Genomic DNA, 16,255 nt, shown 5'->3' with positions numbered 1-16,255 from the left:
GGGAGGGGGCCGAGCATCCCGTCAGAGGCCGAAAGCCTCCAGCGCCGCTTTCGCGATCACATCGCCGCGCTCCTGCACGAAATGCCCCCCATCGGCGATTTCAAGCGGCGGCGGGCAGCCGCGGATCGTGGCGCGCAGGTTGGCCATGATGTCGGGTCCCAGCACCGGGTCCATCATGCCGACCGCCATGAAGCTGGGGCCGCTCCATTCGTCGTGCCACCACGCAGCGGCGCGCTTCGCCTCGGCCACACCTTCCATGTCCGGGCTTGTCATCACCAGTTCGGGAAAGCGCCGCACGCCTGACTTGTAGGTCGCATCGGGGAAGGGTGCGCCATAAGCGGCGGCCTCGGCGTCACTCAGTCCTACCTGTGCCCGCTTGAACAGCGCCGCAATGTCGAGATCCGGCTGGCTGCGGTTGTAGGCGCGCCAGGCATCGAAGCCGGGACCTGCCGATTGGCCGGTCGGGATCGCCGTGTTCATCACCAGCAACCGCTCGAAACGCTCCGGCATGGCGGGCGGAATGGTGAGCCCGAGGATACCGCCCCAGTCCTGGCAGACCAGCGTCACGTGCTGCAGATCCAGCGCTTCGATGAAGGCCATCAGCATGCCGCGGTGGAAATGAAAGGTGTAGGTCGCCTCCTCCACCGGCTTGTCGGACCGGCCAAAGCCCAGCAGATCGGGTGCGATGACCCGGTAGCCAGCGTCCGCGAAGACAGGGATCATCTTGCGATAAAGATAGCACCAGCTCGGCTGGCCATGCAGGCACAGGAACGTCGTCGCCGCATCGCGCGGCCCTTCATCGATGAAGTGGACGCGCAGCCCCTCATAACCTTTCAGGCTGTCGATATATTGCGGTGCAAAGGCATAGCCGGGCAGGTTCTCGAACCGGCTGTCATCGGTACGCAAGGCTTCCATCGAGCCTGTCTCCCATCAGTTTATCGTGCCGCCGCAATCCAACTCTAGCGCCCCTCGCGCGCCGCGCAATTACCACCTCGCGGTTTTGACAGCCGCTTCGTCCCGGCCCATGGAGTGCGCCATGGCGCTGATCCTGTTCAACAAGCCCTATGGCGTACTGTGCCAGTTCAGCCCCGAGCCGAACGGACCGCCGCGCCACACGCTCGCCGACTATATTGAGCGCCCTGGCGTCTATCCTGCCGGCCGGCTCGATCATGATAGCGAAGGGCTGGTGCTGCTCACCGATGATGGCCGTTTGCAGGCCCGCATCGCCGATCCGCGCTTCAAGCTGGCCAAGACCTATCTGGTGCAAGTCGAGGGCGACCCGGACGAAGCCGCGCTGGAGCCTTTGCGCAAGGGCATCGTTCTGAAAGACGGGCGGACTCTTCCCGCCGAGGTGCGCCGCATCGATCCGCCCACGCTCTGGCCGCGCGATCCGCCCGTCCGCTTCCGCAAGAGTGTGCCCGATTGCTGGATCGAACTGACGATCCGCGAAGGACGCAACCGGCAGGTCCGCCGCATGACGGCAGCAGCGGGCTATCCTACGCTGCGGCTGGTTCGGTGGCGGATCGGCGAATGGTCGCTCGATGATCTCGCTCCCGGCGCATGGCGCGAAGCCCCTACTGCCAGGGCTTGATGTCTCCGGGCCCGATCCGGGACAGCATCTCCAGCCGCCGCGCCTGCCGTGTTTCCAGCGAAAGCGTCATCAGCGGTTGCGGCGAATCGACGAACTGGCGCGGGCTCATTCCGAACAGGGCGGTGAACTCGCGGATCAGGTGGCTCTGGTCGTAGTAGCGCAGCGCCAGTGCCTCGGCCTCGTCGCGATCGGCCACGCCGCGCAAGTGGCTTGCCATGTCGAGCGCGCGGGCGCGGCGGAGCACCTGCTTGGGCGGCATGCCGAAATCGCGCCGAATCTGCCGTTCCAGCTTGCGCTGTTCGGTGCCGCACTGCTGCGCAAGCAGGGCCACGCTGATCTCGGGGTTGGTGAACGCTGCTGCCTCGACTGACGCTGCTACCGGATCCGGCTCCTTCGCGCCGCTCGCGGCGATCATGCGGCGCATGGCGTCTTCCATCGCTGTGCACCAGTCCTCCGGGGAGCCACCGGCCGCGAACAGGTTCATCCATTCTTCCCGGCACAGCCCCAGCGTTTCGACCGGCGCCAGCTTGTCGCACATGGTGTCGAGCTTGATCCCGCCCAGGGCGTGGCAGGCACCAGCCCGGAATGACAGGCCGACACTGGTGAAGCTGCCCTTGACGGTGATCGGCATCCGCCGTGTCTGCGGGCCGAAGTAAAGCGTGGCACGGCCCATTTCGCGCCGCCCTTCGGCGGTTTCCGCGGTCCAGTCGCCGCGCAGCTGGATGCGCAGCATCGCCGCATCGCTGAAGATGCCGCACGAAAGCTCGTAATCCGCAGGCGCATCGACGATGGTGACGTAGAGCCGGGCAATCCAAGGTGCCAGGTCGAGCGTCGGCGCGCGGCTGTAGGAGATCGGCTGGCCATCCCGCGTCGCCGCCCCGCCCGAGGCGATCGCCGGGTCAATGGCGGGTCTGCTCATCCGGTTCATCAATGCCCCCCAATGCCCTCACCCGGCCAGAAATCATCTGTCGATGAACCGTCTAGCCGCCCCAACGGCTTCCGGGTGTGCGCAATATCACTATCGATAAGCACAAACCTTGCGCTTAGCCAAGGTCGTAGACCCGCGCGGGTGAGCCATCGTGAGACGCTTCTGCCGCCCTCTTGACCGCAGGCGGGAACGAGGCCCATGGCTGCGGCATGAAGGACACCGATCTCGATCGCGACATCGCGCTTGCCTTGCGTCTCGCCGATGCCGCGGGCGCTGCCATCCGCCCCTTTTTCCGCAGCGGCCTTTCGGCGGATCGCAAGGCCGATGCCTCGCCCGTTACCCTTGCGGACCGCGCGGCGGAGGAGGCCATGCGCGCGATCCTGACCGCCGAAGTACCCGACGATACGGTGATCGGTGAGGAAATGGGTGCCACCCCCGGCTCGTCCGGGCGCAGCTGGGTGCTTGATCCGATCGACGGCACCACCGGGTTTCTTGCCGGCCGACCGCTGTTCGGGACCCTGATCGCGCTCGTGGTCGAGGGTTTCCCCGTGCTCGGCGTGATCGACCAGCCGATTCTCGGCGAGCGCTGGGTCGGTGTGATCGGGCGACCGACGACCTTCAACGGCCATCCCGTCCGCACCCGCGCCTGCGCACAGCTCGCCGATGCCGCGCTCGCCACGACCGGCCCGCACTACTTCGACGATCACGACGGCGCACACTTCATGAGCCTCGCGGCAAAGACCGATCACAAGCGCATGGTCATGGGAGGCGATTGCTACAATTACGCGATGCTCGCCTCAGGCTTCCTCGACGTTGTCTGCGAGGCCGGGTTGAAGCTTCATGACTGGGCGGCGCTTGTTCCCATCGTCGAAGGGGCCGGTGGCCACATGGCTGACTGGAATGGCGAACCGCTCCACGCCGGATCCGATGGCCATGTCATCGCGGTGGGCGATGCTGCACGGCTGGAGGATGTGGTCGAGGCACTGGCCTGCCATCACTGATCCCATGCCCATGCCGCGCCGCCTGTTCTTCTATGGCACGCTGACACACGAGCATTCCAACACGCTGACCCAGACGCTCCTGCCACGGCTCGGCGGGCGGCCATGTCGCGGCTGGGTGCGTGGGGCGCTGTTTCTGCGGCGTGATCCACTGGGGATTTATCCGGTGCTGATGCCGGGGTCAGGGCGCGTCAAGGGCTGGGTTTATGGTGGCCTCAAGCCGATTCCACGGTCGGTCCTCGCGGCTTTCGATGCTTGGGAGTACTGCGATCCCCGCCGCCCTGCTCGCGGCGAGTATCGACGCGTCAATCTGATCGTGCACACGCGCGGCGGCCCCTTGCGCGCGGCCGCCTATCTCCCCAATCGCCGCGCTCCGCTCGGGCTCAGGGCTGTTCCCGGCGGAGACTTCGCCGCCCATGCTGCCGCACGCGGAATTCCCGTGCTCACCGAATGAGCGGCTCGCTGCCTCGCCCTGATCGTCAGGCTTCCGAAGCCTCGCTGTTGAGCTGGATGTAGTTGGCAAGGCCCATTCGCGCGATCATTTCAAACTGGGTTTCAAGCACGTCGACATGCTCTTCCTCGTTCGCAAGGATATCGGCGAACAAGTCGCGGCTCACGAAATCGCGCACGCTTTCGCAGTGGGCAATCGCATCCTTGAGCAGCGGGATCGCGTCATGCTCCAGCGCGAGATCGGCCTTGAGCACGTCTTCGACGTCCTCGCCGACGCGCAGCCGCCCGATCGCCTGGAAGTTGGGCAACCCGTCGAGGAACAGAATGCGGTCCGCCAGCCGGTCGGCGTGCTTCATCTCGTCGATCGATTCGTGGCGCTCATACTCGGCGAGCTTTTTGAGGCCCCAGTTGGCCAGCATCCGATAATGCAGCCAGTACTGGTTGATCGCCGTCAGCTCGTTGAGCAGGGCCTTGTTCAGGAATTCGATGACCTTGGCATCACCCTTCACGCTACGTCTCCTCGCTATGAGGCGAGACTAGTCAGTGCAGGGTGGAGGCGCAAGGCGCCTCAGGCCAGGATGCTGGCGCGGGCTTCGCTGACGATCTGCTCGGCGTCCTCAAGGCACTGGCGGCACTGGGGCGCAAAGCCGAGCTTGGCATAAAGTGCCTCGGCATCGCCGCTCTGCTCACAGGCAGCGCGGCGCAGGTCTTTCTCGCGGATGGCATTGCAGATGCAGATGTACATCGGGAACGAATCCTCGCGCTGTGTTCTGCAATACTTAATGCGAGGCATTTGCAATAGCAAGAGGAAACTGCACGACGCGTCCGCATGCGGCCCGCCGTTGCAATTTGGCGGCAGCAGCCCTATGTCCGGCGCCGCATCAAGAGTTGGGGAGCGACGCCCCGACGCCAACCTGCCGGTTTCCGGGCAAGGTGGCGCCTTCGCCAGTGAAGGGATGTGGCCGGTCCGGCAACCAAACGGAACAAGGCTGCAGGCGTCTTTTCCCGAAAGGTTTGAAGGGTTACGACACGTGCCGATCCGTATTGCCGACAATCTTCCTGCCCGCCGCACGCTGGAGGCCGAGGGGGTTATCGTCATGGGCGAAACCGAAGCCGCCCGGCAGGACATCCGCCCTTTGCGCGTCGCGCTGCTCAACCTCATGCCCGACAAGATCACCACCGAAACGCAGATCGCCCGGCTGCTCGGCGCGACTCCGCTGCAGATCGAGCTCGAGCTCGTGCGCATCTCGGATCACGTCAGCAAGAACACCTCGGCAGGCCACATCACCGCCTTCTATCGCCCGTGGGAAGCGGTGCGCGCCGAGAAGTTCGACGGCCTCATCGTCACGGGCGCCCCGGTCGAGCAGATCGAATTCGAGGACGTGACCTATTGGGACGAGATGCGCCGCATCTTCGACTGGTCGCGCGATCACGTGCACCGCACCTTGACCTTGTGCTGGGGGGCCATGGCCGCCTTGCACCACTTCCACGGTGTGCCGAAGCATGCGCTGGCCGAAAAGGCGACCGGCGTCTTCAGTCATGACAACCGCGCGCCGGCGCATCCGGTCATGCGCGGATTGCCGGATCGGTTCGACGTCCCCGTCTCGCGCTGGAGCGAGCTTCACGCTGCGGATCTTCCCGCCGGGCGCGGGCTCTCCGTGCTGGCTGACAGTGCGGAGACCGGTCTGTGCCTGGTCAACGATCCGGCCAACAACGCGGTCCACATGCTCAATCACCTCGAATACGACACGCTCACGCTGGCCGGCGAATATGCGCGGGACGAGGGGCGCAGCCTGCCTCGGCACTACTTTCCGGGCGATGATCCCATGGCCGCGCCGTCGAACACCTGGCGCGGCCACGGCCATCTGTTCTTCGGCAACTGGATCAACGAGACTTATCAAACGACATCGTTTGATCGCGAGATGATCGGCCGCTGAAGCGGGGGCCTTGGAGCCGCAACGCGCAATCGCTTGCCTTTTGAGCCCCGCGCCACTAAGGGCGCCCACTTCATCGGGTGCGACTTCGATGACTCGCCTGGCCATGCAGGGCTGCCACGGCGGGTCGGACGCATCCTTACCAAGGAGACGAAAATGCCCAAGCTCAAGACCAAGAGCGGTGTGAAGAAGCGCTTCAAGATCACCGCCTCCGGCAAGGTCAAGCACGGCGTGGCCGGTAAGCGCCACCGCCTGATCAGCCACAACGCCAAGTACATCCGCCAGAACCGCGGCATGGACGTGATCTCCGATGCGGACGCAAAGGTGATCAAGAAGTGGGCGCCCTACGGGCTGAACTGAGGAGCGAAGACCCATGAGCCGCATCAAACGGGGTGTCACCACCCGCGCCAAGCACAAGCGCATTCTCGAACAGGCCAAAGGCTATCGGGGCCGCCGCAAGAACACCATCCGCGTTGCCCGTCAGGCGGTCGAAAAGGCCGGCCAGTACGCGTACCGCGACCGCAAGGTTAAGAAGCGGGAGTTCCGCGGTCTGTGGATCCAGCGCATCAACGCTGCTGTCCGCGCCGAGGGCCTGACCTACTCGCAGTTCATTCACGGCACCAAGCTTGCCGGGATCGAACTCGACCGCAAGGCCATGGCCGATCTCGCGATGAACGAAGGCGCTGTCTTCACGGCAATCATCGCGCAGGCCAAGCAGGCTTTGGCGAACTGATTGGAAGATAATCGGCCAAGGTTCCAATCTGGTCCATGTTGGCACGATCAGCTTCCTGAAATGACAGAAATGCTTAAGGGCGCCGGTTTCAGGACCGGTGCCCTTTTTGCCATTTTGGCGCCTTCCCGTTATTGCGGCTAACGGTTATGCTCCCGATCAAGGGGCAACAACCGGGGGCGCAACAGTGAGCGGTCAGTGTACCGTCAAGGTACGATTCTATCAGCCGCCTGCGGCTATGCGCCCCTATTTCACTACCTTCTACATTACCGAGATCGACGCCGGCTGCGATGGCCGGGTGACCGATCACCTCCACCCCGAATGGGCCAATCTGCGCATCGTCAGCGGTGTCCTGCCGGTTTCGGAATTCCACAAGGAAGCGCCGGTCGGCAATCTGACCGGGATCCTCACCGGCCCCACCAGCACCGCGCTGCGCTTCACCGCGGGTACGTCGCGTATCTGGGGTATCGGCCTGCTGCCGCTCGGCTGGGCCAAGTTCATCGGCGCTCCGGCGCGCACCTTTGCCGATCGCCTTTGCGATCCGGCAGCCGATTCCGCATGCGCGCCGCTCTGTCCGCTGGTCGACTCGCTGTTTGAGCCGGTTGCCGATGAAGCGGCGGAACTTGGGCGGATTACCCGGCACTTCGAAGGCCTTGCCGCGCGCGAAGTCCCCGAGGAAGCCCGCATCCGCGCGGCCCACCAGGCGCTGGTCGATCCCGACATCGCCACCGTGTCCGCCATGGCCGAGCATGCCGGCCTGCCGACCCATACGCTGGAGCGCGTCTGCCGCCGTCACTTCGGCTTCCCGCCAAGCCTGCTGCTGCGCCGCCAGCGCTTCATGCGCAGCCTTTCGCAGTACATGCTCGATCCCTCGCTCACGTGGATCGGCGCCATCGATTCGCACTATCACGATCAGGCCCAGTTCGTGCGCGAGTTCCACCGCTTCATGGGCATGAGCCCCAGTGCCTATGCCGCGCTCCCGCACCCCGTGCTTGCCGGAGTGATGCGCGCGCGCATGGCAGCGGCCGGGGCGCCGGTGCAGGCGCTCCATGATCCCTCGCGGGATTGAGAACGCGAACCTTGGATTCCGTGCCGTTTGGCGCTAGCGGCGGTGCCGATGGAACAGCTTGAACCCACACTCGCCGCGATCGCCGCGGCAGACACGATCGATGCGGTCGAGGCGCTGCGCGTCGCGGCGCTTGGCAAGCAGGGCTGGGTCTCGGCCCTGCTCAAATCGCTGGGCGGGATGAGCCCCGAGGAGCGCACCAGCACCGGCCCGCGCATCCACGCCGCGCGCGAGGCGGTTGCCGCAGCGCTCTCCGAACGCCGCGCCGCGCTGGAAAGCGCCGCTCTCGAGGCGAAGCTCGCGGCCGAAACCGCCGATCTTTCGCTGCCCGCGCCGGCCGCCCCGCGTGGCAGCGTCCACCCGGTCAGCCAGGTCATGGACGAACTCGCCGAAATTTTCGCCGACATGGGCTTCGCCGTCGCCACCGGCCCGGAAATCGAGGATGACTGGCACAATTTCACCGCGCTCAATATGCCCGAAACGCATCCGGCGCGGGCGATGCACGATACCTTCTATTTCCCGGATCAGGATGCGCAGGGCCGTTCGATGCTGCTGCGCACCCACACTTCGCCGGTGCAGATCCGCTCGATGCTGTCACAGGGCGCGCCGTTGCGCGTGATCGCCCCCGGCCGCGTCTACCGGTCTGACAGCGACGCGACGCACACGCCGATGTTCCACCAGATCGAAGGCCTCGTCATCGACAAGGGCATCCACCTCGGCCACCTCAAGTGGACGCTGGAGACCTTCCTCAAGGCCTTCTTCGAGCGCGAGGACATCGTCCTGCGCCTGCGGCCCAGCTACTTTCCCTTCACCGAGCCGTCGGTCGAAGTGGACGTCGGCTACACCCTCGTGAACGGCAAGCGCGTCGTCGGCGGCAGCGGTGATGCAGCGAACGGCGGCTGGATGGAAGTGCTGGGTTCCGGCATGGTCAACCGCAAGGTGATCGAATTCGGCGGGCTCGATCCGAACGAATGGCAGGGCTTCGCCTTCGGCACCGGCGTCGACCGGCTCGCGATGCTCAAGTATGGCATGGACGACCTGCGCGCCTTCTTCGATGGCGATGTGCGCTGGCTGGCGCACTACGGCTTCGGCGCGCTCGATGTGCCCACCCTTTCCGCCGGAGTCGGTGTTCCTGTGGGAGTGCGCGCATGAAGTTCGCTCTCTCCTGGCTGCAGGCCCTGCTCGATACCAAGGCCGACGCGCGCACCATCGCCGAGAAGCTCACCTCGCTCGGGCTCGAGATCGAAGGCGTCGAGGATGCCTCGGCGGCGCTCACGCAGTTTCGCGTTGCCCGCGTGCTGACGGCGGAAAAGCACCCGCAGGCGGACAAGCTGCAGGTCCTTTCGGTCGATCTGGGTGATGGCAACCCGCTGCAAGTCGTCTGCGGAGCGCCCAATGCGCGTGCAGGGCTCGTCGGTGTGCTTGGCCTGCCCGGCGCGGTGGTTCCCGCCAACGGGATGGAACTGCGCAAATCCGCCATCCGCGGTGTCGAATCGAACGGCATGATGTGTTCGACGCGCGAGCTTGGCCTTGGCGAAGAGCATGACGGCATCATCGAGCTCCCCGCCGATGCGCCCCTCGGCTTGAGCTTTGCCGATTACCTCGGCTCCGACCCGGTGTTCGATGTCGCGATCACGCCCAACCGTCCGGATTGCATGGGCGTCCATGGCATCGCGCGCGATCTTGCCGCCGCTGGCCTTGGCGTCCTGAAGCCCGTCGATGTCGCCCACATCCCCGGCAGCTTTCCGTGTCCGGTCGAGGTCCGCACCGACGATCCCGAAGGCTGCCCAGCCTTCTACGGCCGCGTCATCCGTGGCGTGACAAACGGCCCCAGCCCGCAGTGGCTGCAGGACCGGCTCAAGAGCGCGGGCCAGCGCCCGATCTCGGCGCTCGTCGATATCACCAACTACGTCATGCTCGGCTATGGCCGCCCGGCGCACGCCTATGATCTTGCCAAGCTCACCGGCGCGGTCTGCGCTCGCCGGGCGGTTGAGGGTGAGACCTGCCTCGCGCTAAACGGCAAGGAATATGCCCTCCAGCCATGGATGACGGTGATTGCCGACGAGTCCGGCGTCCACGACATCGCCGGCATCATGGGCGGCGAGCATTCGGGCTGTTCGGAGACGACCACCGACGTCCTCCTCGAAGTCGCCTACTTCACCCCCGCCAACATTGCCCGCACCGGGCAGGCGCTGGCGCTGACCTCGGACGCGCGCGGCCGGTTCGAGCGCGGGGTTGATCCCGCCTTCCTCGATACCGGCATGGACCTCCTCACCAGCCTGATCCTCGAGGTCTGCGGCGGCGAGGCGAGCGAGGTGATCCGCGCCGGCCAGCCCCCGCTCGAGCGCAAGAACTTCGCCTATGATCCGGCGCTTGCCGGCAATCTCGGCGGGATCGACGTTGCGAACGGCGAGCAGAAGCGCATCCTCGCCGCGCTCGGCTTCGAGGTTGCCGAAGACTGGACGGTCACGGTTCCCACGTGGCGCCCGGATGTGGACGGCGCGCCGGACGTGGTCGAGGAAGTGATCCGCGTTCACGGCCTCGATGCGGTCCCTTCCACCCCGCTGCCGCGCGCCGACGGCGTCGCCAAGCCCACCGCTACGCCCGCCCAGATGCAGGAACGCCGCGTGCGCCGCGCTGCTGCTGCGCGCGGTCTCAACGAAGCCGTGACCTGGTCGTTCCTGCCGACCTCTGAGGCGGAGCACTTCTCGGAAGGAAACGGCGGCCTCTGGACGCTCGCCAATCCGATTTCCGAAGACCTCAAGACCATGCGCCCCTCACTGCTGCCGGGCCTGCTGTCCGCCGCACGGCGCAATCTCGATCGCGGGGCCACCACGGTTCGCTTGTTCGAGATCGGCCGCCGCTATCTGCGGGGCGAGGGTGGAGCATCCGACGAGCAGCCAAGCCTCGCCGTCGTGCTCGCAGGCGAAGCCGCGCCGCGCGGTTGGGCAACCGGCAAGGCCAAGCCCTTCGACGCCTTCGACGCCAAGGCCGAGGCGCTTGCGCTCCTCGCCGAAGCCGGCGCGCCGGTCGAGAACCTGCAGGTCATGGGCGAGGCGGGCAGCCAGTTCCACCCCGGCCAGTCGGCGACCTTGCGGCTCGGGCCCAAGACGGTGCTTGCGCGGTTCGGCCTGCTCCATCCGACCACCGCCAAGGCTTTCGACCTCTCCGGCCCCGTCGCTGTCGTCGAGCTGTTCCTCGATCGCATCCCGGCGCGCAAGAGCCCCGGCAGCTTTGCACGCCCGCACTTCGCGCCGCCCGCGCTGCAGGCGGTAACGCGTGATTACGCCTTCCTCGTGCCCGCTGCGCTGCCGGCTGGCGATCTGCTGCGCGCGGTGCGCGGGGCGGACAAGGTCAACGTCGTCGCTGCGCGTGTCTTCGATGATTTCCGGGGCAATGGCGTGCCGGAAGGTCACAAGTCGCTGGCCGTCGAGGTCACTTTGCAGCCCGTCGAGAAGAGCTACGACGAGGCGGCGCTCAAGGCGATCACCGACAGGATCGTGGCAGCCGGCGCAAAGCTCGGCGGCGTGCTGCGCGCCTGATCCGGAAGGTCCGATGACCGACTTTGTCGAGATTGCCAGCGAGGGCCTCACCGCGCGGATCAACCCGTTCGGGGCGGAGCTTTCCTCGCTGACCGATATGGCGGGCCGCGAGTACATGACCGATGCGGACCCCGCCTTCTGGTCGGGCCGCGCGCCGCTGCTGTTCCCCATCGTCGGCGCGCTGGCGGGTGACACGCTGCGGCACGGCGGGCAGGCCTATACCATGCCAAAGCACGGCTTTGCCCGTCGCAGCGCCTTCTCGCTGATCGAGCAGTCGGCCAATCGCGCAGTGTTCCGCCTCGAAGACACTGCCGAGACGCGCAGCTGCTACCCCTTCGCCTTCGCGCTCGAAATGGCCTTCTCGCTCTTCGGTCTGACGCTGGAAATGACCGCGACGGTTCACAACCCCGGCGATGCACCGCTGCCGTTCAGCTTCGGCTACCACCCCGCCTTCGCCTGGCCGCTCCCCGGCGGCGCGGACAAGGCCGCGCACCGCGTGGTGTTCGAGGCGGACGAACCGCAACCGATCCGCCAGATCGAGAAGGCAAGCGGGCTGCTGCTTCCGGACGGTATCCCGACCCCGGTGCAGGGCCGCGAACTCTCGCTCGACGCCGACCTTTTCCGCGCCGATGCCCTGATCTGGACCGAACTCCACAGCCACAGCCTTGCTTACGGCGCCGAGGGCGGCGCTTGGCTCGACGTGGCCTTCCCGGACACGCCGATGCTCGGCATCTGGCAAGTCCCCGGCGCGCGATACATCTGCATCGAACCATGGCAGGGGCACTCCGATCCGCTGGGTTACAGCGCCGATTTCCGCGAAAAGCCGGGCGTCGTGTCGCTGGAGCCGGGCGCAAGGCGCAGCTTCCGCATGGACGTTGTGGTCCGTCCCGTATAGGCGGCGCGCATGAGTTCCAATCGCCGCACCTTTGCCATCATCTCGCACCCTGACGCGGGCAAGACTACGCTGACCGAGAAGCTGCTGCTGCAAGGCGGCGCGATCCACTTGGCCGGTGAGGTCAAGGCCCGTGGGCAAGCCCGGCGTGCGCGGTCGGACTGGATGAAGATCGAGCAGCAGCGCGGCATTTCGGTCACGTCGTCCGTCATGACGTTCCAGAAGGACGGCGTCGTCTTCAACCTGCTCGATACGCCGGGTCACGAGGACTTCTCCGAAGACACTTACCGCACGCTGACCGCGGTCGATTCCGCGATCATGGTGATCGACGCCGCCAAGGGCATCGAGCCGCAGACACGCAAGCTGTTCGAGGTGTGCCGCCTTCGCTCGGTGCCGATCATCACCTTCGTCAACAAGGTCGACCGCGAAGGCCGCGCCGTGTTCGAAACGCTGGATGAAGTGGCCGATGCGCTGGCGCTCGATGTCTGCCCGATGTCGTGGCCCATCGGCATGGGCGGCATTTTCGAAGGCGTGCTCGATTTCGCGACGAACACCATTGCCCGGCCTGAGGGTGACAGCCGCGAGTTTCTCGGCAAGCGCGATCCGAACGGCGACGGCGCGATCCCGGCGGACATCGCCGAGGAAATCGAGCTGGCGCAGATGGGCTACCCCGAGTTCGATCTCACCGCCTATCGCAATGGCGACCTGACACCGGTCTACTTCGGCTCCGCACTCAAGAACTTCGGCGTTGCGGAAATGATCGACGCCATCGCGCGCTACGCCCCGCCGCCGCGCCCGCAGCCGAGCGAAAGCGGCACGATCGAGCTCGATCATCCCGAAGTCACCGGCTTCGTGTTCAAGGTTCAAGCCAACATGGACCCGATGCACCGCGACCGCATCGCGTTCATGCGCATGGTCTCGGGCACCTTCAAGCGCGGCATGAAGCTCACGCCCTCTGGCCTCGGCAAGCCGATCGCGGTCCATTCGCCGATCCTGTTCTTTGCGCAGGACCGCGAGATTGCTGATACCGCCGAGGCGGGCGATATCATCGGCATTCCCAACCACGGCACCTTGCGCGTGGGCGATACCCTGTCCGAGAAGAACACGGTCCGTTTCACCGGCCTGCCCAACTTCGCGCCCGAAATCCTCCGCCGCGTCCAGTTGAAGGACCCGACCAAGACCAAGCAGCTCAGGAAGGCGCTCGACGACTTGTCCGAGGAAGGCGTGATCCAGGTGTTCTACCCGGAGATCGGTGCGCAATCGATCGTCGGTGTGGTCGGCCAGCTCCAGCTCGACGTGCTGATCTCGCGGCTCGAGGCGGAATACAAAGTCGAGGCCGTGCTCGAAGCCTCGCCGTTCGATACCGCGCGCTGGATCAAGGGCAGCGATGCGGCGCTCAGGAGCTTTGCCGATTTCAACCTGTCGAACCTCGCCAAGGACCGCGACGGCGATCCGGTGTTCATGGCGCGCTCGGCATGGGATGTCGGCTATCAGCAGGAACGCAATCCGGAGCTGACCTTCAGCGCCACCAAGGAGCGGTAAGGCCATGCGCATCGCGGTCACGGGCAGCAGCGGCAAGCTGGGCAAGGTCGCCGTCGCGGCGCTGAGGGCAGCGGGCCACCGCGTCACCGGCTTCGATATCGTCAGCTCGGTCTATGGCGATGATACGGTCCGGCTGGACTGCGCGGATTTCGGTGCGGTGATGGGCGCGCTTTCAGGCGTCGATACCGCGGCGCGCCGGTTCGATGCCGTGCTCCACCTCGCCGGCATTCCCAAGCCCGGCGCGACGACCGACGAAGCGGCCTTCCGCATCAATGTCATGGGCACCTACAACGTGTTCTCCGCCGCCGCCCGCCTCGGCATCGGCCGCGTCGTCTGGGCCTCCAGCGAGACGATCCTCGGCCTGCCCTTCGCCGAGCCCCCGCAGTTCGCCCCCATCGACGAGACGCATCCGCTGCTCCCCAACTGGTCCTATGCGCTCGGCAAGCGCGTGGGGGAGACCATGGCCGACGAGTTTGCGCGTTGGCATCCGGCGATGGCCATCGTCTCGCTGCGCTTTTCCAACGTCTATGTGGCACAGGACTATGCCGCGCTGCCACATATCCAGACCGATCCCGCCAGCCGCAAATGGAACCTGTGGAGCTACATCGACGCCGAGGATGCCGCCGAGGCCTGCCGCTGCGCTTTGGAGGCCAGCACCACAGGCCACGAGGCCATGATCATCGCTGCTGCCGACAACCTGATGGGCCGCCCCTCGCGCGATCTGATGGCCGAGCACTTCCCAGCCGTCCCGCTCGCCGAGAGCCTCTCAGGCGAAGCATCGCTGCTGTCTTCAGCCCGCGCCGGTGAGCTGATCGGCTACAGTCCCCGCGTTTCGTGGCGCCAGCGGGTCTGACCGCCTCGTCAAAACCGCACTTGCGGCTTGTTCGCACCTGCGGCAGAGACAGCGGATGACACTGCTCGGCCCTACCTCGAACACCTTCATCTCGCAGCGCCTGCGCCTCCATTATGTTGACTGGGGTAATGCGGACAAGCCGCCGCTCCTGCTCGTCCACGGCGGGCGGGACCACTGCCGCAGCTGGGACTGGACGGCCGAGGCCCTGCGCGACGATTGGCACGTGATTGCGCTCGATCATCGCGGACATGGTGACAGCGAGTGGGCCTCGGACGGCAACTACCGCACGATGGACATGGTCTACGACGTCGCGCAGCTCGTGCACCAGCTCGGCCTTGCGCCGGTTACCATCGTCTCGCACTCGTGGGGCGCCAATGTTTCGCTGCGCTATGCCGGCTTGTTCCCCGAGGATGTGGCCAAGCTCGTCGCGATCGAGGGCATCTTCCCGACGCCGGACTGGGAACTGCGCATGAAGGACGTGCCCTTCGCCCGGCGCGTGCGCGATTATATCGCGGAAAAGCGCAAGGCCGCCGGCCGCCTGCCGCGCCGCTATGCGACCCTGGAAGACGCCTATGCGCGCATGAAGTCGGAGAACCCCTACCTCACCGACGTGCAGGCGCGCCACCTCACCATCCACGGGATCAATCGCAACGAGGACGGGACTTTCACCTGGAAGTTCGACCCTTACGTCCACATCGATCACCCCTACGACATCTCGACCGAGCGCAAGCACGAGCTGTGGGAGGCGATCACCTGCCCCACGCTGCTGCTCAACGGCGCGGATTCGTGGGCGGGCAACCCCGAGCGCGACGGGCGGATCAAGCACTTCCGTGATGGCAAGGTGATCGAGTTCGAGAACGCGGGCCACTGGCTCCACCACGACCAGTTCGACCGCTTCATCGCGACTTTGCGCGACTTTCTCTGATGGCCGATTTCACCGACAGCATCCTGCCCCAGCACGAAGCCATGATGGGCGCACAAAGCGTGTTCTTCGTGGCAACCGCCGCTGCGGATGCGCGGATCAACCTTTCGCCCAAGGGGTATGACAGCTTTCGCGTGCTGGGGCCCAATCGCGTCGCCTATCTCGATCTGGCCGGCTCCGGCAACGAGACCCACGCGCATCTCGTCGCCGATGGTCGGATCACGATCATGATGTGCAACTTCGGCCAACCACCGTTGATCCTGCGCCTCTACGGCACGGGCCGTCCGGTGCTGCCGAAAGATCCCGCGTGGGAGGAGCTTGCCGCCCACTTCACGATCCTGCCCGGCACGCGGCAGATCTTCGATATCAAGGTTGCTACCGTGCAGACCAGTTGCGGCTGGGGCGTGCCGGTCATGACGCTCGATCAGGAGCGCAAGACTCTGGTCAAGTATCACGCGCAGTCCGACGAAGCGGCCTGGATGGCCAAGACCTCCGGCCGCGACCGCAGCATCGACGGTCTCCCCACCACGCCGACTGACCGCTTCTTCCGCGGCGCGTGACTGCCAATTTTCGAGGCAGTTTTGTGACGTCTGGCCTGCTCATTTTTTAGGCAGCTACGGGAATCTGCACAAGATTCGAGCGTGCCTCCTCCGTAGTTTTCCGCAGTCGCGAAAAGAATCCCCCTGATTCCAGTGCTCCGCTCATTTGGCACGGTGTTTGCGAAGCCTCATCAGCCGGCGGGTCGCCCGGCGAGAAGGCCGCAAAGGGGGCATGAATGAAATTCATCATCGCCATCATCAAGCCGTT

General features: G+C 65.7%; 19 protein-coding genes and 1 riboswitch. Of the genes, 14 read left to right on the top strand and 5 right to left on the bottom strand.

Going from position 1 to position 16,255, the window contains the following annotated elements; genetic code table 11:
* Positions 1 to 21: 21 nt before the first annotated feature.
* Positions 22 to 915, bottom strand: coding sequence for a haloalkane dehalogenase (locus K5Q19_RS18720; protein ID WP_292948362.1), 894 nt, complete (start codon positions 913 to 915; stop codon positions 22 to 24).
* 121 nt (positions 916 to 1,036) lie between these two features.
* Between K5Q19_RS18720 and K5Q19_RS18715 the strand changes: the two genes are divergently transcribed.
* Entirely contained in the window at positions 1,037 to 1,591 is a 555-nt protein-coding gene (locus K5Q19_RS18715) for an rRNA large subunit pseudouridine synthase E (protein ID WP_292948360.1), read from the top strand.
* Here K5Q19_RS18715 and K5Q19_RS18710 read toward each other — a convergent pair.
* A complete protein-coding gene (locus K5Q19_RS18710) occupies positions 1,575 to 2,510 on the bottom strand; it encodes a helix-turn-helix domain-containing protein (RefSeq protein ID WP_365760197.1) in 936 nt (311 codons plus the stop codon). The genes K5Q19_RS18715 and K5Q19_RS18710 overlap by 17 nt on opposite strands.
* A gap of 218 nt (positions 2,511 to 2,728) precedes the next feature.
* Between K5Q19_RS18710 and K5Q19_RS18705 the strand changes: the two genes are divergently transcribed.
* Positions 2,729 to 3,520 carry an inositol monophosphatase family protein gene (locus K5Q19_RS18705; RefSeq protein ID WP_292948356.1) on the top strand — a complete coding sequence of 264 codons (792 nt, stop codon included), beginning with the start codon at positions 2,729 to 2,731 and terminating at the stop codon, positions 3,518 to 3,520.
* 4 nt (positions 3,521 to 3,524) lie between these two features.
* Positions 3,525 to 3,971 carry a gamma-glutamylcyclotransferase family protein gene (locus K5Q19_RS18700; RefSeq protein WP_292948354.1) on the top strand — a complete coding sequence of 149 codons (447 nt, stop codon included), beginning with the start codon at positions 3,525 to 3,527 and terminating at the stop codon, positions 3,969 to 3,971.
* 25 nt (positions 3,972 to 3,996) lie between these two features.
* Here the strand turns inward: K5Q19_RS18700 and bfr are convergent, their stop codons facing one another.
* Positions 3,997 to 4,476, bottom strand: a complete 480-nt coding sequence (gene bfr / locus K5Q19_RS18695) for a bacterioferritin (RefSeq protein WP_292948352.1) — start codon at positions 4,474 to 4,476, stop codon at positions 3,997 to 3,999.
* A gap of 59 nt (positions 4,477 to 4,535) precedes the next feature.
* Positions 4,536 to 4,712 (bottom strand): (2Fe-2S)-binding protein, encoded by a 177-nt coding sequence (locus K5Q19_RS18690; protein ID WP_292948382.1) that lies wholly within the window; start codon positions 4,710 to 4,712, stop codon positions 4,536 to 4,538.
* Positions 4,713 to 4,840: 128 nt separating this feature from the next.
* Positions 4,841 to 4,955, top strand: a riboswitch (SAM-I-IV-variant riboswitch).
* A 43-nt stretch (positions 4,956 to 4,998) separates the two neighbouring features.
* Between K5Q19_RS18690 and metA the strand changes: the two genes are divergently transcribed.
* The 11 genes from metA (at position 4,999) to K5Q19_RS18635 (ending at position 16,008) form a co-directional block, all read left to right on the top strand.
* Complete coding sequence (gene metA, locus K5Q19_RS18685) at positions 4,999 to 5,904, top strand: homoserine O-succinyltransferase (RefSeq protein WP_292948350.1); 906 nt, start codon at positions 4,999 to 5,001, stop codon at positions 5,902 to 5,904.
* Positions 5,905 to 6,057: 153 nt separating this feature from the next.
* Positions 6,058 to 6,261, top strand: coding sequence for a 50S ribosomal protein L35 (rpmI, locus tag K5Q19_RS18680; protein WP_054122496.1), 204 nt, complete (start codon positions 6,058 to 6,060; stop codon positions 6,259 to 6,261).
* Between the two features lie 13 nt (positions 6,262 to 6,274).
* Positions 6,275 to 6,634 carry a 50S ribosomal protein L20 gene (rplT, locus tag K5Q19_RS18675; RefSeq protein ID WP_054122467.1) on the top strand — a complete coding sequence of 120 codons (360 nt, stop codon included), beginning with the start codon at positions 6,275 to 6,277 and terminating at the stop codon, positions 6,632 to 6,634.
* 184 nt (positions 6,635 to 6,818) lie between these two features.
* Positions 6,819 to 7,700, top strand: a complete 882-nt coding sequence (locus tag K5Q19_RS18670; protein ID WP_292948347.1) for a helix-turn-helix domain-containing protein — start codon at positions 6,819 to 6,821, stop codon at positions 7,698 to 7,700.
* Between the two features lie 48 nt (positions 7,701 to 7,748).
* The gene (gene pheS, locus K5Q19_RS18665) at positions 7,749 to 8,849 is read left to right on the top strand and encodes a phenylalanine--tRNA ligase subunit alpha (protein WP_292948345.1); all 1,101 of its coding nucleotides are present in this window, start codon (positions 7,749 to 7,751) and stop codon (positions 8,847 to 8,849) included.
* On the top strand, positions 8,846 to 11,239 hold the full coding sequence (gene pheT / locus K5Q19_RS18660) for a phenylalanine--tRNA ligase subunit beta (protein WP_292948343.1): 2,394 nt from the start codon (positions 8,846 to 8,848) through the stop codon (positions 11,237 to 11,239). Before pheS ends, pheT begins: the two co-directional genes overlap by 4 nt.
* A 13-nt stretch (positions 11,240 to 11,252) precedes the next feature.
* Positions 11,253 to 12,134 (top strand): aldose 1-epimerase family protein, encoded by an 882-nt coding sequence (locus K5Q19_RS18655; protein WP_292948341.1) that lies wholly within the window; start codon positions 11,253 to 11,255, stop codon positions 12,132 to 12,134.
* 9 nt (positions 12,135 to 12,143) lie between these two features.
* Complete coding sequence (locus K5Q19_RS18650; RefSeq protein ID WP_292948339.1) at positions 12,144 to 13,673, top strand: peptide chain release factor 3; 1,530 nt, start codon at positions 12,144 to 12,146, stop codon at positions 13,671 to 13,673.
* Between the two features lie 4 nt (positions 13,674 to 13,677).
* Entirely contained in the window at positions 13,678 to 14,526 is an 849-nt protein-coding gene (locus tag K5Q19_RS18645; protein WP_292948337.1) for an NAD(P)-dependent oxidoreductase, read from the top strand.
* Positions 14,527 to 14,581: 55 nt separating this feature from the next.
* Entirely contained in the window at positions 14,582 to 15,451 is an 870-nt protein-coding gene (locus tag K5Q19_RS18640; RefSeq protein WP_292948336.1) for an alpha/beta hydrolase, read from the top strand.
* Positions 15,451 to 16,008, top strand: coding sequence for a pyridoxamine 5'-phosphate oxidase family protein (locus K5Q19_RS18635; protein WP_292948335.1), 558 nt, complete (start codon positions 15,451 to 15,453; stop codon positions 16,006 to 16,008). Before K5Q19_RS18640 ends, K5Q19_RS18635 begins: the two co-directional genes overlap by 1 nt.
* 46 nt (positions 16,009 to 16,054) lie before the next feature.
* Here K5Q19_RS18635 and K5Q19_RS18630 read toward each other — a convergent pair.
* Positions 16,055 to 16,255 (bottom strand): hypothetical protein (locus K5Q19_RS18630; RefSeq protein WP_292948334.1); only part of this gene is annotated, 201 nt, incomplete at its 5' end.

Origin of the sequence: Novosphingobium sp., assembly GCF_019748365.1 — a bacterium.
Lineage (GTDB): Bacteria > Pseudomonadota > Alphaproteobacteria > Sphingomonadales > Sphingomonadaceae > Novosphingobium.
The sequence above is the reverse complement of the archived record's forward strand: the minus strand, read 5'-3'. Positions and strand labels throughout refer to the sequence as shown.